The sequence below is a fragment of the Cupriavidus sp. USMAA2-4 genome, assembly GCF_001854305.1.
Classification (GTDB): Bacteria; Pseudomonadota; Gammaproteobacteria; order Burkholderiales; family Burkholderiaceae; genus Cupriavidus; species Cupriavidus malaysiensis.
Genome location: NZ_CP017749.1, coordinates 199,741 through 218,651 on the forward strand (window position 1 = coordinate 199,741; position 18,911 = coordinate 218,651).

Consider the following 18,911-nt stretch of genomic DNA (forward strand, 5'->3'; position numbering starts at 1 on the left):
CTACGGGCCGCCAGCCGTGGCCCGCGTAAGGCCATATCCGGTGCGCCGGCCTGGACGGCTGGCGGCCGGCGCGTGTTCGCGCAATCTTCGAGGCCTTCCCGAGTCGCCAGGACAAGACCGGGCTGTGGCTGACAGCGTTGACGCATTTCCGGACGTACTGCAGTCGGCAGGTGTCGCCATGGACATCGCCAGCCCCGCGGGTGGGAACGGGAGTGCTGCCGTCCTGGCGCAGGACACCTGCAGGTGCGCAGGCGAAATGGGCAGACAGGCCGCCGCAGCCGACTCAGGCCTGTGGCACCAGCTTCGCTCTTTTGACCTTCTCCGTGCCGTCTTGCAAGACCCTCGCCACATCGGGACCTCGAGCGAACTCGTTCCGGATCAGGCGACCCAGTGCCAGGGCGGCAGCAGAAGCCGGGACACCGGCGACATGAAGATGGATCGCGAAAGCCGGCAGCTCCGGCAGCCCGCATTCCGGCGCCAGGATGTCGAACTCCGACGGCACGGTGGAAGCAAGGGATGCCGTCACGGCGAGATCGGCCCGCACCGTGGCGGCGGTCGCATCGATGCTGCCGCTCTCGAACACGGTCCGCCAGGGCCGTCCACACTTGCGCAGCGCATCGAGCACCGTCGGCCGGAACACGCACGCTTCGTCGACCAGGGAAACCGGCAGCCGGCTCCTGCGGAAGGCGGTTCCCCCTCTAGCGCCCACCCATACCAGGCGGTCCACGGCCAGGCATTCGCCGCGCGCGGCCCCGGGTATCTCCTCGACCAGCGCGATGTCGACCTCCCCCCGCTTGAGGGACTTCAGCAACGCTGTCGACGTGGCGCAGACAAGGGTCAGTTCGACGCGGGGATGATCCAGCGAAAAGCCCTTCAGGATCGGACCGAGCCTGGAGGCAACGAGATCCTGCGGCGCTCCCAGGCGCACCGATCCTTCAATGGTGCCTCCCTTCATCTCGTCCCACAGCGCGTCATGGACCGCCAGCAAGTGCCGGGACGGGCCGAGCCATCGCTCCCCCTCCCTGGTGAGGCGCAAGGCACGATGATCCCGCACGAATAGCGGACCGGCCTGCGCTTCGAGCCGCGCGATCTGCTGGCTGATGGCGCCTTGCGTCAAGTGCAGCATGCGGCCAGCCGCTGTCATGCTGCCATGGTCGGCCACGGCAACGAAGGCGCGAAGCAGCGCGATGTCGAGATTGCGTGTCATTTAATCATTAGCAAGCCTAATGGAAGGTATCAGACAGTTTCGCTGTCGTAATGCCTAGTATGCGCGTAAAAAGAGGATTCCGAACAGCAGAAAGGGACAAGCCCGTGCCGATCCGAGACTACCTGCCATTGCTCGTCTTCGTCATGGTTGCCACCGCCACGCCGGGCGGCGCGACGACGCTGGCGACGGCATCGGGAGCCCATTTCGGCTATCGGCGCTCCTTGCCCTACATGGCCGGCATCGCGGCCGGACTCGGCTCGATGGCGGCGGCGGCCGCCGCCGGCCTGGGCGCCATCATGCTCGCCAGCCCGGCCCTGCAGATGGCCCTGAAGCTGATCGGCTCGATCTATCTCGTCTGGCTGGCCTGGCGCATAGGACGCAGCTCGTCCCCGCATGTCGACTCGCCGCTGCGCAAACCGGCCGGCTTCGCCAGTGGCGTCTGGATGCTCTGGCACAACCCCAAGGGTTGGACCATGACGCTCGGCGCGGCGGCCTCGTTCGCGACCTTGACGCACAGCCCGCTGCAACTCGGCGCGCTGCTCGGGCTTTCCTTCGCCGCGGCCGCCATGGTTTCGCTCTCGATCTGGTGCTGGGCAGGCCAGGCCTTCGCCCGTCTCTTGCGCAGCGAAGCGCAATGGCGTTTTCTCAATGGGACCTTGGCGCTGCTGCTCGCGCTGTCGATCGTCGCGATGTGGCTGCCCTAGTTCATTGCATCACGAGGGTCTCGAGGCCTGCGCTCGGCGCCGAGGAGACCTTGGCACACCATCGGGATGCGCGCAGGCGGTAAGATGGGCGTTCCCACCCCATTGGAAATCCCGCGATGCAAGTACTGGTTGACGCAGACGCCTGCCCGGTTGTCGTCAAGGAAATGCTGTACCGGGCCGCACAGCGTGTCGAAGTCTGTGTCACGCTGGTAGCGAACAAGTATCTGCGCACGCCGCCTTCCCGCTTCATCAAGGCACTGCAGGTGCCGGCGGGCTTCGACGCCGCCGATGACCGCATCGTCGAACTGGCCGGCAGCGGTGACCTCGTGATCACCGCGGATATCCCCCTCGCCGCCGCGGCTCTCGACAAGGGCGCCCACGTGCTCGACCCGAGAGGCACCTGGTTCAGCCGGGAGAACATCCAGGAGCGCCTGACCATGCGTGAGGTAATGGACCAGCTGCGCGCCTCGGGCATCGATACCGGCGGCCCGGCCCCCTACACCGCACAGGATGGCAAGGCGTTCGCCGGCCAACTGGACCGCTTCCTGGCACGCCACGCGCCGCCAGGGTCGCCCGCCTGAGGCGTCGCTGGCACAGCCATGCGAGCGTGGGCCGGCTCGGATGGCGCTGCGTTCGACGGTTGCTTGCCGGCCGCTTGCAGTCCGCCGGAGAGTGGGAGCAGGACGAACGCCAGGACGTCGTCCATTGCCTGCCTCGCACAGGAGAAAGCAGATCCCAGGGACCTCCAATGGCGCAGATCGAGCAAGCAATGGCGCCGTTTGCATGCCGGAATTGACCCGCGATCTCTATACTGAGTCCCGATCCGGCGCAGAAGCCAACCCTGGCTCGGCATTTGGTGAGTATCCCCATGACACGCAATCGGGCCTATTTCCTGGACATCGGATGGCAACCCTTGCTGAAGGACCTCGGTCTTGCGGCGGGCCCTGTCCTGCGCAAGGCAGGGCTTCCTGACGACCTGCTGTCCCGCAGCGGGGACGGCCTGACCACAGACGAGTATTTCCGTTTCTGGCGCGCCTTGGAGGCCGAGGCCGGTGATGCCATGTTTCCTTTGCGCATCGTCGAGACCGTTTCAGCCGAGTCGTTCGCCCCGCCATTGTTTGCAGCCCTTTGCAGTGCGAATCTCATGCAGGCTGTACAGCGCCTGGCGAAGTACAAGCAGCTCGTGGCACCGATGAAGCTGGATGTGAATGTCGGACAGGCGGGCGAACTGACGGTGTCGCCTCGCTGGCAATCGGTGCAGACCGATGTCCCCTACTCATTGCAGGTCGCCGAGATCGCGTTTTTCCTGCGACTCGCCCGACTTGCCACCCGCGAACCCGTCAAAGCGCTTCGAGTGGCGATCTCGCGACTTCCGCCCAGTGCTTACACCCGGCGTTACGAGAACTTCTTCGGCGTGCGCGTACAGCATGGGGAGAGCCCAAGTATCACATTCACGGCCGCAGACGCTCTGCGACCATTTCTCACGATCAACGAAGGCATGTGGCGCGTGTTCGAGCCTGACCTTCGCCGCCGGCTCAGCGAGCTGGACGCGACAGCGACCATTGCAGAACGCGTGCATGCCGTCTTGTTGGAACTGCTGCCCGGCAACGCGGCCACCATCGAGAAGACCGCTGAGCGCCTGGGCATGAGCAAGCGCACGCTACAGCGCCGCCTGGAAGATGAGGGACAGAGCTTTCGCGCCCTGGTCAATTCGACACGGGAGAACCTGGCCCGCCATTACCTTGGCAATACCAAGATGTCCGGTGGGGAGATCGCTTTTCTCCTCGGCTTCGAAGATCCCAATTCCTTCTATCGCGCATTCCAGGACTGGACGGGGCAGACGCCCGACAGTGCTCGGCACGCCATGCGCCTGAATTGAGTCGGGACACTCCACTCTTGCCGGGTCCGCGAAGCACCCCGCTGAAACCTGCCGCTGAAGCGTGGCGCCTTTTGCTTGAAGTGTGGCGCTGATCGCTAGAGAGGTGGCCCCACTCGCTGCATACAGTGGAGATCACGGAAGGCCGGCTCGAACCCAAGCCGCTATCCACTCAGCCCAGGACCCAAGGAAATTCGATATGACGACCCCAGTTGCTCTCGTGACAGGTGCTTCCGCCGGTATCGGTGAAGCCACCGCGCTCAAGCTCAAAACCCAGGGCTACACGGTATATGCGGCTGCACGCCGCGTGGACCGGATGCGGTCCCTGGCCAATGCCGGCGTCCACTTGCTGATGATGGACGTGACTGATGAGGCCTCGATGCAGACGGGCATGACCAGGATCATCGCGGAAGCGGGCCGCATCGACGTGCTGGTCAACAATGCCGGGTATGGTTCCTATGGCGCGGTCGAGGACGTGCCGCTGAGCGAAGCGCGCGCACAATTCGACGTCAATGTGTTCGGCGCGGTGCGCCTGACCCAATTGGCACTGCCGCACATGCGCGCGCAGCGCTCGGGCACCATCGTCAACATCACCTCGATGGGCGGCAAGATCCATACGCCGCTGGGAGCCTGGTACCACGGCACAAAGTTCGCGCTGGAGGCCATCAGCGACTGCCTGCGTATGGAAGTGCAACCCTTCGGCATCGACGTGGTGGTGATCGAGCCGGGTGGCATCAAGACCGAGTGGGCCGACATCGCGGCCGGCAAGCTCCGCGAGGTTTCCGGCCAGGGACCTTACGCGGGACAGGCGCGCGCGATGGCTGAGGCGATGAGCGGAGACGCCAGCCGCAAGCGGCAGTCGCCCCCCGGGTTGATCGCCGACACCATTGCCAAAGCCGTCAGCGCCCAACGGCCGAAGACGCGCTATGCGGTGGGCTTCGGTGCCAAGCCGATGATCTTCATGCGCAGCCTGCTGTCCGACCGAGCATTCGATGGCTTCATGCGCATGGCCACCGGAATTTCGCGTACCGCGCTTGCCGGCAGGTCCTGAAGACCGCTGCTGCCACAAGACAAGTCTCACCCGTAGCAAGGCTGAGGCTGAGGTTTCGGCCCGCCGATTTCCGCTCCCACCCGATAGAGGCGTGCCAAGAGAATGGACGTCGGTATCTCATGCCGTTCGTATCCGGTCATGCCACGCGACGCCCGCGCGATGCCGCTACCCGCCGCATTCCCACCCAAAACAAGGTCCGGGCATCGATCGAGCCCGTCTCGCAGAGCGATGTCATGCAGCGGGGGATATGGCGCTCCAATACCAGGCCATGCTCAAGTCCGGCGACAAAACACAGCAGCAGGTCTCGTCCGGTACGCGTTGCCATCCAGGTATCGAACACGGACACCAGGCATTCTTCGAAGTGCCCCCCCGAGCCCGCGCTTCGCTCGGTCGCCGCACGCACCGCCTCGCGCGCGATGGCCCGCACTTCCCAAAGCAGATCCGTCAGCCTGGCGAGCGGCCTCTCCTTTTGCGTGACGGCGATCGCCGCGCAGGCCTCCCTTGGCGCGCTCATGCCGCCCCCTCAGGGCCAGCCGTCGATATCTTCGCCAACACTCGCGACAGCACCCCGCCGGCGCGCAGCCATTCGGCCTCCACTTCCGTGTCAATGCGACACCGTGCTGCGAAACGGCGTGTACCTGCCGGGCTTTCGCTGCTACGAAGGACAATCTCCACCGCACCCCCAGCCTTGATTGCGTCGGGGAGTCCTTCGATATCGATCGTGTCGCCGTCTTGCCAGGCTGCGACGACATCGTGCTCACATTCGATGGGCAGAACACCGAATGCCAGGAGATTTGAGCGATGAATGCGCTCGAATCCTTGCGCGATGACAGCGCACACGCCGAGCAAGCGGGTTACCTTGGCCGCCCAATCGCGCGCCGATCCTCCGCCATATCGGCGCCCGGCCAATACGACAGTGGGAATACCGCGCCGACGATACTCGTCGGCCGCTTCGTGGACGGGCATCAAGACACCGTCCGGCAGCAGGCGTGTTACGCCACCTTCCTTGCCCTGTGCCAGCAGGTTGCGCAGGCGCGGGTTGGCAAATCCGCCTCGGAGCATGACTTCGTGATTGAGGCGCCTGTATGGTCCCAGAGAGTCATGGTGCATTCTTCAGCTTTGGACAAGAGAAGGCACTATGGCAATCCGCCTACATGGCAGCGCCCGAACAAGGCCGCTCATTCGCGCAGAACTGCAAGTAGCCACTGGCTCCAATCGGGCGTTGGCAAGGCTCTATGGAATCAATGTCGAGACGGTCGCCAAATGGCGTTGTCGAACCACTGTTAAAATGTGCCGAGTGTCGGCTTCGCCGGAGCGCCCTGGGTCTCGCGCATGGGGTAACTGTCAGGATGGGGGGGGCGATTCATTGATGGCCCAATCGCGGGCCAAAACACCTCAGGCCACCTCGTGTTCCACCTTGGGAATGATCGGTCTGGCACCGATTTGACGGGCTCAAACACTCTCACCCACATCTCGTATCGCGTCGATGACGTCAAGACGACGTCGACGCCTGCGGTCGATGGTCCGTTCCTGATGCCGGTGGAAGACATAGTCTCGGTCGCGGGGCGCCCTATGATCGTAACGGGTCGCGTCGAACGCGGCGTGATCAAGGCTGGTGACGAAATCGATATCGTGGGTTTCGAGCCACTGTCGTGGTGGCGGACGGCCTGCGTGGGCATTGAATCGTCCCGCAGAATGCAGGATCAGGCTAAGGCGGGCGATTACGTCGGTATCATGCTGCGCAGTGTAAAGCGCGAAGAACTGCAACGCGGCCAGGTTCTTGCGCAGCCGGCAACAATCCGATCGCACACTCGATTCGTGGCAAGCGTATCTATGTTGAGCAAGGACGAAGGAGGGCGTCGCGAGCCGTTCTTCGAGAACTGTCGCCCGACGTTTTGCTTCTATAGGGACATTGTGCGAGTGACGGGCGCGATCCAGTTTCCTCCTGGCAGGGAAATGGTGAAGCCAGGCGAGAAAGACGTGCCGCTCGAGGTCACGCTCATCGCACCAATCGCACTCGAGAACGGTCAGCGCTTCGAGATACGAGAGGGCCCCTACCCTGTCGGCTTCGGCGTCGTTGACGAAGTCCTCTGGTAAGCCAGTGTACGTCGGCTGGGCCGGAAATCGTCAAATGCTGGATCATGACGCCACCAGCCGGGCCTGCAACAGGCCTTCTTCAGCGCTTCCTCGATGCCCTTGATTTTGGCCTTCTGGAACCACTTCGAAAGCGACTCGGCGCCTTTGATGTCCTGGTTCGTGGAGGCCAGGGCGCCGCGGGTGGAAGACACGTCAATCGCCTTGTCAGCAGGAATGAAGGTGTCGAGCTTGTCGTACAGAGATTTTTGGCCTTCCTTGAAGCGACTGACGAATCCACCCTCTCCGGTCACCCCCTTCTCGATCGTTCGACCGGAAACAGATGGCCTAGCGATCCTGGAGAGAGCGTTGGCAAAGCTCTCCACCTTCCTGCCGCTGCCCCCTTGCTGTTCGGTCGCCTTCTCGTAGATTCGGCCGGCAGATCCTGGCGTCTTGCCAAGCGCAGCCATAGCACGGCAATGGCGAACATTGGCAACAACGCTACGGCCTGGAGGTGCTGTCGATCGGGGTGCTTTTCGAATGTCGCAGTGGACTAGCTGCGTCGGACCGCTCGTTCCGCGATGCTTGCCCGACCGTATCAGTCGCTCTAGCCGGGCCAGCGCCGCCTCGGTTGCCTTGCGCTATTGCCGGCCCCCACAGGTCTTAACTCCCCATCCCAGGGCAAGGCCTCCGGATCCAGCAGATGCTCTCCCTCGGTGGCCTTGTCATAGAGATGATCTCGTACGACTTGGCCAATCGCGATTCGACACAGCACTTCGGAGGTTTGGTCGACTGCCAGTTGTAGATTGCCATCGGCGCCGCGAACAGTAAAAGAACGCCTTCCCACGCCGACAAAGCTGGTGAACTGGATACCTTCGGCATGCGTGCTGTCGCGGTAGCTGACGGACACGTGATAGGCAAGGCCCTTTCTATCGGCGATCAATGTGCAGAGAAAACTGGATGGCGAAGTTGCACTGTACATGACTGAGGCTCCAGGAGTTTCGGAAGGATTCACCAACTTCGAGACGTGCATGCGACTCTACTCCTTCCGCACTCTTACCGGCGAAAGAATAAAGAAAAAACCTATTGCCTCTCGATCTTTCATTCCAGGTTCTTGATGAGTCGATTGGCTTGCTCGAATCATCAGATATCAGCGCTCGAAAAGCCAGGCTGAGAGGTGTTGCACTTCGTACCTGACATCGCCCTGGCGAACTCGGATGCAGTCGTAGGTGGATGAAGGGCGCCCAGTCCTGCCAACTTCTTGTGTGTGCCTTGAACGTGAAATCGCGCGCTACCAGTGCCCATCCGATGTGCGCCAACTCGTTTGCGAAGCCGCCGAATTCCATTCAGAATTCGTCGACACCTAGGACCTGGTCAATGAACGCCCGCCCGGCGAGCTCGCCCACCAAATGCGCCCAGCGGCGTGAAAACGGCGAGCCAAACACCTTGAAGGGCGTGCCGTAGACTGCTTCATGGGCTTTAATCGGCCCCTTGATCTGGAACCACGTATCAAACATCCCCTCGGAGGTCTCAAGCAGATCAACGCGTATCGCAAAACCCCTGTACTCCTTGATGCATTGCATACTCATCTCCTTTTCGTTCTGGCACCCATCGCAAGATGGAGCCCAAGAACGGAGGAGTGACCTCCTAGATGGTTGGAGGCACGGCAATCATACCCACCTGAGGTTGGGCATCAGGTCGTTGTGCTCGTCGATCACTACACCGCCCAGTTCGTGAATTAACTGTTTCGTGGATTCCTTAAAATTCGACTTGCAGCCAGCAATCATCAGCAACTGGCCCGGTGCCATTTGCGCTTTCCGCCGCCCCAATTCGAGACGGCCAATCCTGGTGCCGATCAATCCGCCTCCCCACCAGCCGATCATTGCGCCCAGCGTCGTAGCACCAACATACGCAAGGGCAGTGGCGCCGGGGCCAGCCGAGACTCCGTATCTGAGAACCACCAGCGCGGCGACGATTGCTCCGACCAGAATTCCAGTGATCGCCAATTCTTCGCGATACGTGATCTGACCGACGTCGATGCTCGGCAACGCCTCCACTGGCTGGTTGTCGTGCTGGGAAAACCACGGTCCCACGACTTGTGCTGATGAATCGGCAAGCTCGCCTAGTCTCGCTTGTGCCAGCCGCGCCGTGACAACGTCTTTTACGATGAAATACAGCAATGTACGCATGGTGTTACCTCACACAGCATCATTTCCTATTTCCGGCGAGCCGACGGAAGGTGGTGGGATGATGTCGTTCCAAGCCCCAGTCCCACTTGGCTTTGGGGCATGATGGCGATCGCAGGCTGGGCCAGCCTTCATTGATTGCGCGGTCCCAGTCGATCAGCAGCGTGGCTGCCCGATGCCATTGAGTCGCTGCCAGTCGAATGAATCCAAACCTGTGATTGCTTCCCTCCGAGAACCCATCAACCGGGCGGTCACGCATCAGACGTGTGGCGGGCATGCTCCGGTACGTGGTCTTCACTGAGTGGTTGCTCATGATATTTCCTTCGTTGGCTGCAAGGCTGACTGCATGTCGGCAGCCATGATCAGGTACCGGCACTGTTGGAGCCAACCTGCCACTGCGAGCGGGTAATCCTTCCCATCCGTCTCGCATTGTTGAGAATGCTTAGGGCATCTTTGTCACGAGCAGATTGCGGCTCGCCTGGATCGATAGGTCCGATACGCTGAAGGGTAGAAACAAGAGCCGCAGTCAATCTGGCGATCGGCTTTGCGAAGAGGGAGGACGACAGCCGGGCATCGATTCCATCGATCCTGTCAAACGGCCGGCTTTCGTGGCGACGGAGGAGGTGGGCGCGCAGAGGTCGCCGAGTGGCATTTGGCATGAGATTTCCAGGAATCCCCGTGAGTGACTTTAGGAGTCGCCAATCCTCAAACGTCGTCGAGGGGGGGACAGCCCGGAAACGAATGGTAGGCGAGCCTGAAGCCTTCAGACTTCAGGAGCGCTCCAGTTACCAGTATAGGGGTCCATTGCCGCCCGTCCTATCTCCCTTACAAAGTGGCTTCGCAAGCGACGCACCATGTACTTGCGTGCAGGCAGGCCAGGAGAAGGCTCTGACCATTCGCGATGCCGCGAGATCCAAGGCCCCTGCCGTAGAGCCCGACTCGCTGGGGTGGGTCCGGTTCTACGCCTTCATGCCGCCGCAATGTGGTGCCTCAGCGGTTGATGCCGATGTGGATGTGGTCCCATACCGATCAGGCAGACTCTGGGAGCTTATCGCGTCGTCGCGGGCTATGATGGTTTTGCCACCGTCACGAGCGTTACTGTCCCAACGCACGGAACAGCCGCGGGAATACGTTGGTGACCAGAAGTGGCTCACCTAGCGATCCGAGAAGTTCATGGCAAGGGGTTGCCACGTGGTAGCCGGTGTTCGCTAGCTGCTTCTGAAGGCTGCATGCTCGGTAGCGCCTGCGCATCTGCCTGCCCAGTTCAGCCCAGCTCAGCGGGACACTCAATACACAATGGTTACCTCGGCATGAAGACCGTTCACTGCACTCGCTGCGGCAATCTTGTCTTCTTCGAAAATTTCTCCTGCAACCAATGCCGTGCCGTGCTGGGCTTCGTGCCCTCCTTGCAGGAGATCTGCGCGTTCGAGGGCGACGACGAAACCGGCTGGAAGACCAGTCAGCGCGGGCTGGCCGGACATTCCGTCGCTGCCCAAACTATGCCCAGGAAACCGTGTGCAACTGGATGGTGCCGGCGGATGATTCGAATCCGCTATGCGAGTCCTGTCGACTTACGCGAACGATTCCCACACTGGTGAGACCGGACAACCATCTGTACTGGTACCGCCTGGAACAAGCGAAAAGGCGCCGCCTATACACGCTGTGGCTTCTTGGGCTGTCGACCGATGCGCGATCGATTGGCGACCACGGCGCGATCTTACAAGGGCAACGCGAGGCAGCCGCAGGGTTAGAGATCATAAGTAGAAAACTACGGTTCAACCCTCCGCGGCTTGGCCGGCAAGTCGCCCCTACGAAATTGTGTAGGTGTTGCGCATCCCTGGCGTGTAGATATCTCTCGCCAGCATAAGTATCGGGTCGCGATAGCGATCGAACGTGTCCAAAAAGGCTGTCTCTTCGACGGCGGCCCCATGACTCAGGACCGAGAGAATAGTGTCAGCGACTTGGAAGGCAACCTCGCGCGCGCCGTCGTAGCCCCAGAAGCAAACGCAGTGCCGCGAGGCGTCGTAGCTGCGGCTGGGATTCGGGAAATTCAGTGCCATGGTGGACTCCTGTTGTCCAGTGACGCCGAGCGTTCTTTGCTGGCAGGCATGCGCGGCGCCAGTTCCAGTATGCGCCCGTCTCCCTGGAGCGGGAGTTCGATCGATTGCGCTAGCCACTCGCGCCGCAGGAAAGATTTTTCCCTTTGCCGGAGGTTAAGCGCGTATGCTGGGATTGCCACCCCGGCAAGCCAATCTTCAGGAGCACCGTCATGGCCAAGAGTCAACTACGTGGCAACCGCGAACCCAAGAAGCCCAAGCAACCCAAGAAGCCGTCAGTGCCGGCCACCCCGTTCAGCAACGTCCAGTCCCGCGTCGGCAACGAGGGTGTCGCCAAGAAGAAGGCGTGAGTCAGCCAGGCGGGCAGACACGCGGCATCGCAACTACGCGCTGCGCACCACATTGGGCGCATGGGATCACTATCTCTACATGGAAAGACATTGAAAGCGCAGACCGCTTCGGGAGGCGCATCATGATTCATCACAATACGGACCCCACGTTCCGAGGGCTTCCGCTCACCGCCGAGCAAGACTCGGAAATCCGTCACTATCTGAACAGGAGGGCCAGGCTGGGCAAGCCATGGAACACACCAGAGCTCCGCGCGATGCTTGAGGACATGCTGTTACCACCAGGTACCGAGGACGACGGTCAGAGCGAAATCCCCTCCGAGACGCTGGCCGCCGCGGAACGCGCAGCCGCGTTCGTCGACGAAGCCATGGAGCCAATTGAGGCGTACGAGGAATGGCATGCCGCGATGGAAGCCGAGAGCATGAAAGGGAATGCGCACTGAGCGGAGGTCGTCACGTGGCAGCGTTGAATGATGCTCGGTATGTTCACGTCGATCACTCGGAACGCCTGTCCATTGTTGTGTGGGCAGTGCTCGGTACGGGGCAACGTTCGATGCAAACGGCCGGGCCCGGATGGGCTGTTTTCAGTGGCAGTCAACAGGCTGAGACCAGTGCGAACCAACTGACCTACAAAAAAAGCCCCGCGGATTGCGGGGCTCCTCTAACAGCGTAGCAACACTCAGATCGGCTCGATCTTCGTCGCCGCCGGCCCCTTCTGGCCTACACCGGCCACATAGCGGACCTTCTGGCCTTCCTGGAGCGACTTGAAGCCGTCGCCTTGTCCTTGTATTTCTGAGAAGTGCGCGAACAGGTCATCGCCACCAGCATCGGGCGTAATAAAACCGAAGCCCTTGGAATCATTGAACCACTTGACAGTGCCGGTTTCCATGTTTGGATCCCTCCTAAAGACCCGCCAGGCAAGCGTGCCGGCGGAGCACGAAGATCAAGGAAGAAACAAGGAAAGGCTTGAAGCGTGTTACGCACCCAGTACTTCAAAGTTGCCGCTTGAAGATCTTGCTTGATTCCTTGTACGCGCGTACAAGGGATATGTCAACGAGCCAATCCACGGCGCCGCGGATCCTCTTGGCACGAGATCGCTCTACGGCCTCGGCTTGCCCCCCCCGGAAACTTCTTGAACTCCGTAGACCTTGCCTGCAGGGAACGTGGAGTCCGGACCGCCACACCAAGGATAGGACTTCAACATGCCCTTCTGCCCTGCATGCCAGGCAATGGAACCCCACAAGTTCGGTGCGCCCGGACACCCTGCGCTCCGGATTACCGACACCAGGCGCATCAAGCCACCCGATGGCCCCGCAATCACTGTCAGTACGTTCATGTGCCAGGCCTGCGGAACACTATGGGCATACCGTGCTCAGAAGCGCGACCCCGAGCAGGGATGGCAGAGGTTGTGCGTCAATGGTTGATCCGCGTGGCCTCCACCCTGCGCGCGTTCCACCTGGCCTGAACGCTGACATGCGGCTTTCGTCAGGCAAGCATCAAAGGTGGTACCATGCATGTCGCCTCGCAACATGTTCCGCAGCGCGCAATATGCAGGCCGCCATACATCATAGAGAAAAGAACATCAGCGGCTTTCCGGGCGTACACCCGATCCGTTCCAGGCGCAGCAGCCTCTTACCTATCTGACCAGCGGCAGCGCCGCTCCGCAGCCTTCGCGTATGTACGCGGCGTGACGGCAAGCGCAAGCATGGTCCCATCCCTGAGCAGAGCATCCGTTTGCGCCACCACGCGCGACATGGGACTGTTTTTTTCAATCAAGACCGGAAAGCAAGCCCGTCCGCGTCGGCGCAAGGTGCGTTGGGCATAGCGTCCGGATCGCGCAATTGCAGCAGGCAAAGCGGCAAGCCAGCGCATCACCCCATCCGCAGTTTCGATGCACCCCGATCCAGCGGGAGCCCGGAATCGGCTTCGCGAGCCACACCATCTCCGAACACACGAATGGGGCCGAGCAGGTCGCGGTCAACGTGTCCATCGACATGTGACGCATGACTCGGAAGTCAATGCCGAGCAAGCAGTGCGGCGCACCACGGAGCGCGCCGCGGTGCGCATAGGTAGACAACAGTGGTAGATCGACAAGCACGGGCGTCCCTGACGCCTCGCAACGCAAACCTGATACAGAGAGGAAAGAAACCTTGGCTAAAGAAGAACTAGTGGAATTTGGTGGCAGGGTGTCGGAGGTCCTTCCCGACAACCGCTTTCGCGTCACGCTCGAAAACGGGGTCGAAATCTGGGCCTACGCGTCGGGGCGATTGAAGAAGAACCGTATACGTGTGCTTGCCGGCGACCGCGTCACCTTGGAGATGTCGCCTTACGACCTCACGAAGGGACGTATCAACTATCGCCATAAAGCATGAACTGACCGACCGCTCAGCGGCCTCGACTCTGCCGATCAGAGTATGAGCCGGCGTGAGGCGCTGGCGACCGGGAGCCAGGCAGGGAATCCATGACGATGTCCGCCGTGGTGGCGCCCCAGTCGCGGACATGGCCGGACAGCCCGTTTATCTCCGCTGCTGGCCAGATCATAGTATGCGCAGGATGCGCCGTTAGGTTCGAGATTCAACCCTTGCATCCTGCGCAGGCGAATGTCGCAGATGGGACGTCTTCCACCGATGACCGCCGCCGGTCCTCGAAAGGTGAGCCTAGGAAGGTGTTCGGCAAAAAAGCGGAGGTTCGCCCAGCATCGACCGGCTGAATCCACGACTAGGACCCGACTTTGGGGCCCCTTACCTGTTCGGGAAACGGCGTGGGATCGGGCCAGAACCAGTGGGAACGGTGGGGGTGTCGAATGATCTCTGCGGCTGCAACAGACCTACTCCGACCGCCGCTCTCGGAATTGCGTTGGCGATTTTCCGGTCCATCGCTTGAAGGCACGAGCGAAATTGCTGGTGCTGGTAAAGCCGAGCTGGAACGTGATCTCGGTGACGGAGCGTGCCTGCTGCTGCATGTAGTTGCGAGCCAGGTCCCTGCGTGTGTCGTCCATCAACTGCAGGAAATTGGTGCCGCGCTTCGCCAGCCGCACCTGCAAAGTCGCCGGGCTCATGCACAACGCTTCGGCGACCTTCTCCCTGCTGCAGTCACCGGAGGGCAGCAATTCGATGATCTTCTGCGTGACGCCGGTCACCACGTCGGTCTTGTCCAGCCGTGCGAGATATTGATTCGCGATGTTGTCGTTGACTTGCGCCAACTCCGGGCAGGCTCCGCCGAGCGGCTGCATCAACTCATGCTTGTCGAACACCAGCGCCGTGGCCTGGTTCGAGAAACTGAGCGGTGCGCGCATGAAGGCGCGATACGGCTCGTCACCTTCGCGCGGCATCGGACGATGGAGTTCCACGGACAGCGGATTGAAGCCCGGCTTGTACAACATGCGCATCGTCAGCACCAGGAAACCGATGAACGCGTCTTCCGTTTCGCCACTGACCTCCGTCTTGAAATCGGTGCCGCGCACGACGATCCTGTCGCCGTCCTCGATGACGCGGAGGGTCGCCGCTTGCGACACCAGCCGGAAGTACCGCTCCAGCCGGCGGCAGAAGTCGATCAGCGTGCTGCTGGCGGCGAGCGCGTAGCCGAGCGCATGCAGATTCGAGATATGGATGTGCCGGGCGACCGACAGGCCGAAATACGGATTGTTGGTGGCCTCCACGCAGGCGCGGTATAGCCTGGTCAGGGTGGCGACAGGCAGCCGGACCATGGGGCCGTTCACCATGTGAAGCTGCACGCCGACGGCACGGAAGATGCGCTCGCTGTCCACTCCGCTTGCGTCCAGGGTCTTGGCGATTGCCGTGCAGTACCCCCCGATAGTCGTCGCTTCCTGCGCTGCCGCGAGGGGGGAGTGACGGTCGGATCTCATGGCGCGGCAATGTTGACGGATGGGGGGCTGATGATTCTACACCGCCCCGGATCCGGTCAAGGTGCGCTCGAGGCGGCTGCCTTGAGCCGTGCCGGAACAGCAATCCTCCTTCCGCACTACTCTCCCGGCTGCCCGTTTCACGGGTAGGCGCCCCGGATCGCTTTGCGGAATGCACTTTTCGCTCCAAAGAGCCGCGCACGCGTTTCGTCCTTCCTAAGATGCCTTCCAACAGCGGACAGCATTGCGCCGTCCGCCACAACAACAATCTCGGCCATCCAGGAGACACCATGAGTGAAGAAGCCTTGCTGTTGGAAGTCACCGGCGCAGTCGCGCGCCTGACGCTGAATCGCCCGAAGGCGATGAACGCGATGAACATGGCGCTGTTGGCCGATCTGGACCGCCACCTGACACAGATCGCCGCCGACGATGCGATTCGCGTGCTGGTGGTAACCGGCACCGGCGCCGCATTCTGCGCCGGCGCGGACTTGAAGGAAGTGCTGGCCAGCCAGAAAGCGGAGCCCGGCGAAGCCGACTTCCTCGACCGTGCCGACGCCACCTTGGCGCGCCTGCGCCATTTCCCCAAACCGGTGATCGCCGCGCTCAACGGCGTCACCATGGCCGGCGGCCTGGAACTGGCGATGTGCGCCGACATCGTCATTGCCGCGGAGAGCGCCACCATCGGGGACGCCCACGCCAATTTCGGCGTCTATCCCGGCGCCGGCGGCGCAGCGATCCTGCCGCGCCTGATCCCCCAGAACGTCGCCATGTATCTGCTGTTCACCGGCAAGACGCTCTCGGCGGCAGAGATGAAGGCTTACGGCTTCGTATCCGAAGTGCATCCCGACGGCGAACTGGCCGAGGCGGCCATGAAGCTGGCCGGCCAGATTGCCGCAAAGAGTCCGATCGTGCTGCGTCGCATGAAGGAAGTCGCACGCACCTCCGCCGACAAGGGGCGGAACGACGCCTTGCTGCATGAGCAAGTCATGTTGCGCCGCCATCTACGCAGCTTCGACCTGCAGGAAGGCTTGCAGGCATTCGCCGAGAAGCGCGCGCCGCAATTCCAGGGCCGATAAAGCCCGTCCGCTCCCTTCCTCCCGCTTTTCTCATTCCTCTTTCGGGAATCACATGAACGATATCTATGTTGCCGGTGTCGGCATGACGCCGTTCGGACGCTTGCTCGAGCGCAGCGTCTACGACCTGGTCGGCGAGGCCGTCGCCCTGGCTTTGAAAGATGCTGGCGCCGAGGCCGCCGACGTCGGTTCGGCGTTCTATGCGACGCTGACCAATGGCCAGTTCCAGGGGCAGACCGCCATTCCGGGGCCGATCGCCATGCGCCGTCTCGGCATCGAAGGCATTCCGGTATTTACCGTCGAAAACGCCTGCGCCGCCGGCTCTTCGGCATTCAACCTGGCTGTGCAGGCCCTGCGGGCCGGAACCTGCGACGTGGCGCTGGCCGTTGGCGCCGAGAAGATGAACATTGCCGACAAGGCCAAGATGTTTGCCGCGTTCGACGGCGGCTGGGACGTCTCGACCGTCGAGGAGAACAAGAAGACGCTGCTGGCATTGGGCGAAGGCGTCGAGCCGCCGCCCGGCACCATGTCCGAGCGTCCCTACAGCGTGTTCATGGATGTCTATGCGGCCATCGCCCGCAACCATATGAAGCGCTACGGCACCACGCAGCATCAGATCGCTGCCGTGGCGGCCAAGAACCACCAGCACTCGGTGCACAACCCGCTGGCGCAATTCCAGCAGCCGATGACGATCGAGCAGGTGCTGGCTTCGCCGCCGATCGCCTACCCGCTGACGACGGCCATGTGCTCGCCGATCAGCGATGGCGCCGCCGCCGCCCTGCTGTGCACCGCCGCCGGCCTGGAGCGCCTGCGGGGTGCCTCCGGCCGCGCGGTGCGCGTGCTGGCCAGCGTCATTCATACCGGTACCACGCGCAGCCTCGACGAGCCGCACAAGATCGTCGCCCACCTGGCGGCGAAGAAGGCCTACGAGCAGGCCGGCGTCGCCCCGAAGGACGTTGACGTTGCCGAAGTGCACGATGCCTCCGCCATCGGCGAGATCCTCAACGCCGAATCGCTGATGCTGGTGCCGTTCGGTGAAGGCGGCCCCGCGGCCGAGCGCGGCGACTTCACGGTCGGCGGACGCATCCCGATCAACCCCTCCGGCGGGCTGGAATCGAAGGGCCATCCGATCGGCGCTACCGGTCTCGGCCAGATTCACGAACTGGTGACGCAGTTGCGCTGCGAAGCCGGACAGCGCCAGGTCCAAGGCGCACGCATCGCCATCCAGGAGAACGGCGGCGGCCTGTATGGCATCGAAGAAGCTGTGGTCGGCGTCAACATCCTGGCTAGACAATAAGGAGGCGACATGGGACACGTATTCCGCACCGAAGAGCAGCAGGCTGCCGTCGATGGACTGAAGCGCTTCCTCGACGCCGAGATCGATCCAGTCTTCAACAAGCAATACCGCGACAAGTTCGTGCCGCGCGACAAGATGGCCGAGATCATGCGCCGGCTGACCGAGTTCGGGCTGGTGTCGGGCATCGCGAGCGAAGCCAACGGCGGCATGGGCCTGGATTGGCTGACGTCGCTGATGCTGTTCGAGGAGGTGGCTACGACCTCGGCCGACCTGTCGGTGCCGGTGCTGATCAACTCGTTTGGCGCGGTACTGATCGAGAAAATCGCGCCGCAGCATCTGCGTGAACGCTACCTGCCCGGCCTGTTGAGCGGAGACACGTTCGTCTCGATCGGCATTTCCGAACCCGACGTCGGCTCCAACGTGTTGGAAATCAAGACGCGCGCGCGCCGCGATGGTGATCATTTCATCATCAACGGCGAGAAGACCTGGATCAGCAATGGCGAATACTCGGACTTCCTGATCTGCACCTGCCGCACCGGGGACGACCCGCGCAAGGGATTGACCCATTTCCTGCTCGACCGCAAGGAACATCCCTACGAAGTCCGCGGCATCCACAAGATCGGCTTCAACAGCCAGTCGACCGCGCAGATCTTCCTGACCGATGTACGCGTGCCGGCCTCCAACATGATCGGCAACGAAGGCGAGGGGCTGCGCAACACGCTCTCGCTGTTCGAACGGTCGCGCGTATTCGTCGCCGCCCAGGGACTGGGCATCGCCCGCCGCGCACTTGAAGAAGCGGTTCGTTATGCCAAGGAGCGCCGCCAGCACGGCAAGGTTATCGCGGGCCATCAGTTGATCGCGGCGATGCTGGCCGAAATGGCAACGCAGGTGGACGCCGCACGCCTGCTGACCTACCGCGCTGCGTCGATGATCGACGCCGGCGTGCCCGCCGAGATGGAAGCGGCGATGGCCAAGTATTTCGCCTGCGAAGCTGCCGTGACGATCGCCCGCCAGGCCGTGCAGATCCACGGCGGCAACGGCGTCACGACCGAATTCCTCGTCGAGAAGCTCGCGCGCGAGGCGATCGTTACGCCGATTCCGGAAGGCACGACCCAGATGCAGCAACTCATTATCGGCCGCGCCCTGACCGGCGTGCCGGCGTTCTAAGCCATATCCAC

General features: G+C 62.1%; 25 protein-coding genes and 1 pseudogene. 15 read left to right on the forward strand and 11 right to left on the reverse strand.

The annotated features are described in order from the left end of the window. Positions 1 to 283: 283 nt before the first annotated feature. Positions 284 to 1,207, reverse strand: a complete 924-nt coding sequence (locus BKK79_RS21020; RefSeq protein ID WP_071038670.1) for a LysR family transcriptional regulator — start codon at positions 1,205 to 1,207, stop codon at positions 284 to 286. Between the two features lie 104 nt (positions 1,208 to 1,311). On the opposite strand from BKK79_RS21020, the gene BKK79_RS21025 reads away from it, so the two are divergent. The 4 genes from BKK79_RS21025 (at position 1,312) to BKK79_RS21040 (ending at position 4,838) form a co-directional block, all read left to right on the forward strand. Continuing rightward, complete coding sequence (locus BKK79_RS21025; RefSeq protein WP_232346418.1) at positions 1,312 to 1,911, forward strand: LysE family translocator; 600 nt, start codon at positions 1,312 to 1,314, stop codon at positions 1,909 to 1,911. 116 nt (positions 1,912 to 2,027) lie between these two features. Then, on the forward strand, positions 2,028 to 2,492 hold the full coding sequence (locus BKK79_RS21030; protein WP_071038671.1) for a YaiI/YqxD family protein: 465 nt from the start codon (positions 2,028 to 2,030) through the stop codon (positions 2,490 to 2,492). A gap of 287 nt (positions 2,493 to 2,779) precedes the next feature. After that, positions 2,780 to 3,790, forward strand: a complete 1,011-nt coding sequence (locus tag BKK79_RS21035) for an AraC family transcriptional regulator (RefSeq protein WP_071038672.1) — start codon at positions 2,780 to 2,782, stop codon at positions 3,788 to 3,790. Between the two features lie 196 nt (positions 3,791 to 3,986). Then, a complete protein-coding gene (locus BKK79_RS21040; protein WP_071038673.1) occupies positions 3,987 to 4,838 on the forward strand; it encodes an oxidoreductase in 852 nt (283 codons plus the stop codon). A gap of 136 nt (positions 4,839 to 4,974) precedes the next feature. Here BKK79_RS21040 and BKK79_RS21045 read toward each other — a convergent pair whose 3' ends face one another. Together BKK79_RS21045 and BKK79_RS39170 are read right to left on the reverse strand one after the other, a co-directional pair. Continuing rightward, positions 4,975 to 5,352, reverse strand: a complete 378-nt coding sequence (locus tag BKK79_RS21045) for a hypothetical protein (RefSeq protein WP_071038674.1) — start codon at positions 5,350 to 5,352, stop codon at positions 4,975 to 4,977. Next, on the reverse strand, positions 5,349 to 5,900 hold the full coding sequence (locus tag BKK79_RS39170; RefSeq protein ID WP_232346419.1) for a hypothetical protein: 552 nt from the start codon (positions 5,898 to 5,900) through the stop codon (positions 5,349 to 5,351). The genes BKK79_RS21045 and BKK79_RS39170 overlap by 4 nt, the downstream gene beginning before the upstream one ends. Positions 5,901 to 5,976: 76 nt before the next feature. Here BKK79_RS39170 and BKK79_RS41590 point away from each other — a divergent pair. Together BKK79_RS41590 and BKK79_RS21050 are read left to right on the forward strand one after the other, a co-directional pair. Next, a pseudogene (locus tag BKK79_RS41590) lies at positions 5,977 to 6,123 on the forward strand (integrase core domain-containing protein); the annotation flags it as partial. A gap of 122 nt (positions 6,124 to 6,245) precedes the next feature. Next, positions 6,246 to 6,935 (forward strand): EF-Tu/IF-2/RF-3 family GTPase, encoded by a 690-nt coding sequence (locus BKK79_RS21050; protein ID WP_157128493.1) that lies wholly within the window; start codon positions 6,246 to 6,248, stop codon positions 6,933 to 6,935. Here BKK79_RS21050 and BKK79_RS40480 read toward each other — a convergent pair. The 5 genes from BKK79_RS40480 to BKK79_RS40485 form a co-directional block, all read right to left on the reverse strand. Further along, positions 6,893 to 7,381, reverse strand: a complete 489-nt coding sequence (locus BKK79_RS40480) for a hypothetical protein (RefSeq protein ID WP_157128494.1) — start codon at positions 7,379 to 7,381, stop codon at positions 6,893 to 6,895. The two genes, BKK79_RS21050 and BKK79_RS40480, sit on opposite strands and share 43 nt — an antisense overlap. A 137-nt stretch (positions 7,382 to 7,518) precedes the next feature. After that, positions 7,519 to 7,893 carry a hypothetical protein gene (locus BKK79_RS39180; protein WP_084084997.1) on the reverse strand — a complete coding sequence of 125 codons (375 nt, stop codon included), beginning with the start codon at positions 7,891 to 7,893 and terminating at the stop codon, positions 7,519 to 7,521. A 364-nt stretch (positions 7,894 to 8,257) separates the two neighbouring features. Beyond that, positions 8,258 to 8,494, reverse strand: coding sequence for a hypothetical protein (locus BKK79_RS21055; protein WP_071038676.1), 237 nt, complete (start codon positions 8,492 to 8,494; stop codon positions 8,258 to 8,260). 87 nt (positions 8,495 to 8,581) lie between these two features. After that, positions 8,582 to 9,100, reverse strand: coding sequence for a hypothetical protein (locus BKK79_RS21060; protein ID WP_071038677.1), 519 nt, complete (start codon positions 9,098 to 9,100; stop codon positions 8,582 to 8,584). 19 nt (positions 9,101 to 9,119) lie between these two features. After that, complete coding sequence (locus BKK79_RS40485; RefSeq protein ID WP_157128495.1) at positions 9,120 to 9,410, reverse strand: hypothetical protein; 291 nt, start codon at positions 9,408 to 9,410, stop codon at positions 9,120 to 9,122. A gap of 997 nt (positions 9,411 to 10,407) precedes the next feature. Between BKK79_RS40485 and BKK79_RS42320 the strand changes: the two genes are divergently transcribed. Next, positions 10,408 to 10,695 carry a zinc-ribbon domain-containing protein gene (locus tag BKK79_RS42320; RefSeq protein ID WP_442873273.1) on the forward strand — a complete coding sequence of 96 codons (288 nt, stop codon included), beginning with the start codon at positions 10,408 to 10,410 and terminating at the stop codon, positions 10,693 to 10,695. Continuing rightward, on the forward strand, positions 10,611 to 10,964 hold the full coding sequence (locus BKK79_RS42325; RefSeq protein WP_442873274.1) for a zinc-ribbon domain-containing protein: 354 nt from the start codon (positions 10,611 to 10,613) through the stop codon (positions 10,962 to 10,964). Before BKK79_RS42320 ends, BKK79_RS42325 begins: the two co-directional genes overlap by 85 nt. On the opposite strand, the gene BKK79_RS21065 is transcribed toward BKK79_RS42325, so the two are convergent. Beyond that, the gene (locus BKK79_RS21065; protein WP_071038678.1) at positions 10,906 to 11,157 is read right to left on the reverse strand and encodes a DUF1488 domain-containing protein; all 252 of its coding nucleotides are present in this window, start codon (positions 11,155 to 11,157) and stop codon (positions 10,906 to 10,908) included. The genes BKK79_RS42325 and BKK79_RS21065 overlap by 59 nt on opposite strands. A gap of 209 nt (positions 11,158 to 11,366) precedes the next feature. Between BKK79_RS21065 and BKK79_RS41165 the strand changes: the two genes are divergently transcribed. Further along, positions 11,367 to 11,504, forward strand: coding sequence for a hypothetical protein (locus BKK79_RS41165; protein WP_198173381.1), 138 nt, complete (start codon positions 11,367 to 11,369; stop codon positions 11,502 to 11,504). Positions 11,505 to 11,626: 122 nt separating this feature from the next. Further along, complete coding sequence (locus BKK79_RS21070) at positions 11,627 to 11,944, forward strand: hypothetical protein (protein WP_071038679.1); 318 nt, start codon at positions 11,627 to 11,629, stop codon at positions 11,942 to 11,944. A gap of 236 nt (positions 11,945 to 12,180) precedes the next feature. Here the strand turns inward: BKK79_RS21070 and BKK79_RS21075 are convergent, their stop codons facing one another. Then, complete coding sequence (locus BKK79_RS21075) at positions 12,181 to 12,390, reverse strand: cold-shock protein (protein WP_071038680.1); 210 nt, start codon at positions 12,388 to 12,390, stop codon at positions 12,181 to 12,183. A 313-nt stretch (positions 12,391 to 12,703) separates the two neighbouring features. On the opposite strand from BKK79_RS21075, the gene BKK79_RS41595 reads away from it, so the two are divergent. Next, the gene (locus BKK79_RS41595) at positions 12,704 to 12,925 is read left to right on the forward strand and encodes a hypothetical protein (protein WP_084084999.1); all 222 of its coding nucleotides are present in this window, start codon (positions 12,704 to 12,706) and stop codon (positions 12,923 to 12,925) included. A 726-nt stretch (positions 12,926 to 13,651) separates the two neighbouring features. Beyond that, positions 13,652 to 13,873, forward strand: a complete 222-nt coding sequence (gene infA, locus BKK79_RS21080) for a translation initiation factor IF-1 (RefSeq protein WP_071038681.1) — start codon at positions 13,652 to 13,654, stop codon at positions 13,871 to 13,873. A gap of 455 nt (positions 13,874 to 14,328) precedes the next feature. On the opposite strand, the gene BKK79_RS21085 is transcribed toward infA, so the two are convergent. Further along, complete coding sequence (locus BKK79_RS21085) at positions 14,329 to 15,366, reverse strand: AraC family transcriptional regulator (RefSeq protein ID WP_071038682.1); 1,038 nt, start codon at positions 15,364 to 15,366, stop codon at positions 14,329 to 14,331. 287 nt (positions 15,367 to 15,653) lie between these two features. Between BKK79_RS21085 and BKK79_RS21090 the strand changes: the two genes are divergently transcribed. Genes BKK79_RS21090 through BKK79_RS21100 form a run of 3 tightly spaced genes read left to right on the forward strand, consistent with a single transcriptional unit; the run spans position 15,654 to position 18,900 of the window. Beyond that, positions 15,654 to 16,439 carry an enoyl-CoA hydratase/isomerase family protein gene (locus BKK79_RS21090; RefSeq protein ID WP_071038683.1) on the forward strand — a complete coding sequence of 262 codons (786 nt, stop codon included), beginning with the start codon at positions 15,654 to 15,656 and terminating at the stop codon, positions 16,437 to 16,439. 52 nt (positions 16,440 to 16,491) lie between these two features. Continuing rightward, the gene (locus BKK79_RS21095; protein ID WP_071038684.1) at positions 16,492 to 17,733 is read left to right on the forward strand and encodes a thiolase family protein; all 1,242 of its coding nucleotides are present in this window, start codon (positions 16,492 to 16,494) and stop codon (positions 17,731 to 17,733) included. Between the two features lie 9 nt (positions 17,734 to 17,742). Next, positions 17,743 to 18,900 (forward strand): acyl-CoA dehydrogenase family protein, encoded by a 1,158-nt coding sequence (locus BKK79_RS21100; RefSeq protein WP_071038685.1) that lies wholly within the window; start codon positions 17,743 to 17,745, stop codon positions 18,898 to 18,900. Positions 18,901 to 18,911: the final 11 nt, after the last annotated feature.

Coding starts and splice junctions, on each gene's coding strand:
- BKK79_RS21020 (WP_071038670.1), bottom strand. CDS start 1,207: ATGACACGCAATCTCGACATCGCGCTGCTTCGCGCCTTCGTTGCCGTG.
- BKK79_RS21030 (WP_071038671.1), top strand. CDS start 2,028: ATGCAAGTACTGGTTGACGCAGACGCCTGCCCGGTTGTCGTCAAGGAA.
- BKK79_RS21035 (WP_071038672.1), top strand. CDS start 2,780: ATGACACGCAATCGGGCCTATTTCCTGGACATCGGATGGCAACCCTTG.
- BKK79_RS21040 (WP_071038673.1), top strand. CDS start 3,987: ATGACGACCCCAGTTGCTCTCGTGACAGGTGCTTCCGCCGGTATCGGT.
- BKK79_RS21045 (WP_071038674.1), bottom strand. CDS start 5,352: ATGAGCGCGCCAAGGGAGGCCTGCGCGGCGATCGCCGTCACGCAAAAG.
- BKK79_RS39170 (WP_232346419.1), bottom strand. CDS start 5,900: ATGCTCCGAGGCGGATTTGCCAACCCGCGCCTGCGCAACCTGCTGGCA.
- BKK79_RS40480 (WP_157128494.1), bottom strand. CDS start 7,381: ATGGCTGCGCTTGGCAAGACGCCAGGATCTGCCGGCCGAATCTACGAG.
- BKK79_RS39180 (WP_084084997.1), bottom strand. CDS start 7,893: ATGTACAGTGCAACTTCGCCATCCAGTTTTCTCTGCACATTGATCGCC.
- BKK79_RS21055 (WP_071038676.1), bottom strand. CDS start 8,494: ATGCAATGCATCAAGGAGTACAGGGGTTTTGCGATACGCGTTGATCTG.
- BKK79_RS21060 (WP_071038677.1), bottom strand. CDS start 9,100: ATGCGTACATTGCTGTATTTCATCGTAAAAGACGTTGTCACGGCGCGG.
- BKK79_RS40485 (WP_157128495.1), bottom strand. CDS start 9,410: ATGAGCAACCACTCAGTGAAGACCACGTACCGGAGCATGCCCGCCACA.
- BKK79_RS42320 (WP_442873273.1), top strand. CDS start 10,408: ATGAAGACCGTTCACTGCACTCGCTGCGGCAATCTTGTCTTCTTCGAA.
- BKK79_RS21065 (WP_071038678.1), bottom strand. CDS start 11,157: ATGGCACTGAATTTCCCGAATCCCAGCCGCAGCTACGACGCCTCGCGG.
- BKK79_RS41165 (WP_198173381.1), top strand. CDS start 11,367: ATGGCCAAGAGTCAACTACGTGGCAACCGCGAACCCAAGAAGCCCAAG.
- BKK79_RS21070 (WP_071038679.1), top strand. CDS start 11,627: ATGATTCATCACAATACGGACCCCACGTTCCGAGGGCTTCCGCTCACC.
- BKK79_RS21075 (WP_071038680.1), bottom strand. CDS start 12,390: ATGGAAACCGGCACTGTCAAGTGGTTCAATGATTCCAAGGGCTTCGGT.
- BKK79_RS41595 (WP_084084999.1), top strand. CDS start 12,704: ATGCCCTTCTGCCCTGCATGCCAGGCAATGGAACCCCACAAGTTCGGT.
- BKK79_RS21085 (WP_071038682.1), bottom strand. CDS start 15,366: ATGAGATCCGACCGTCACTCCCCCCTCGCGGCAGCGCAGGAAGCGACG.
- BKK79_RS21090 (WP_071038683.1), top strand. CDS start 15,654: ATGAGTGAAGAAGCCTTGCTGTTGGAAGTCACCGGCGCAGTCGCGCGC.
- BKK79_RS21095 (WP_071038684.1), top strand. CDS start 16,492: ATGAACGATATCTATGTTGCCGGTGTCGGCATGACGCCGTTCGGACGC.
- BKK79_RS21100 (WP_071038685.1), top strand. CDS start 17,743: ATGGGACACGTATTCCGCACCGAAGAGCAGCAGGCTGCCGTCGATGGA.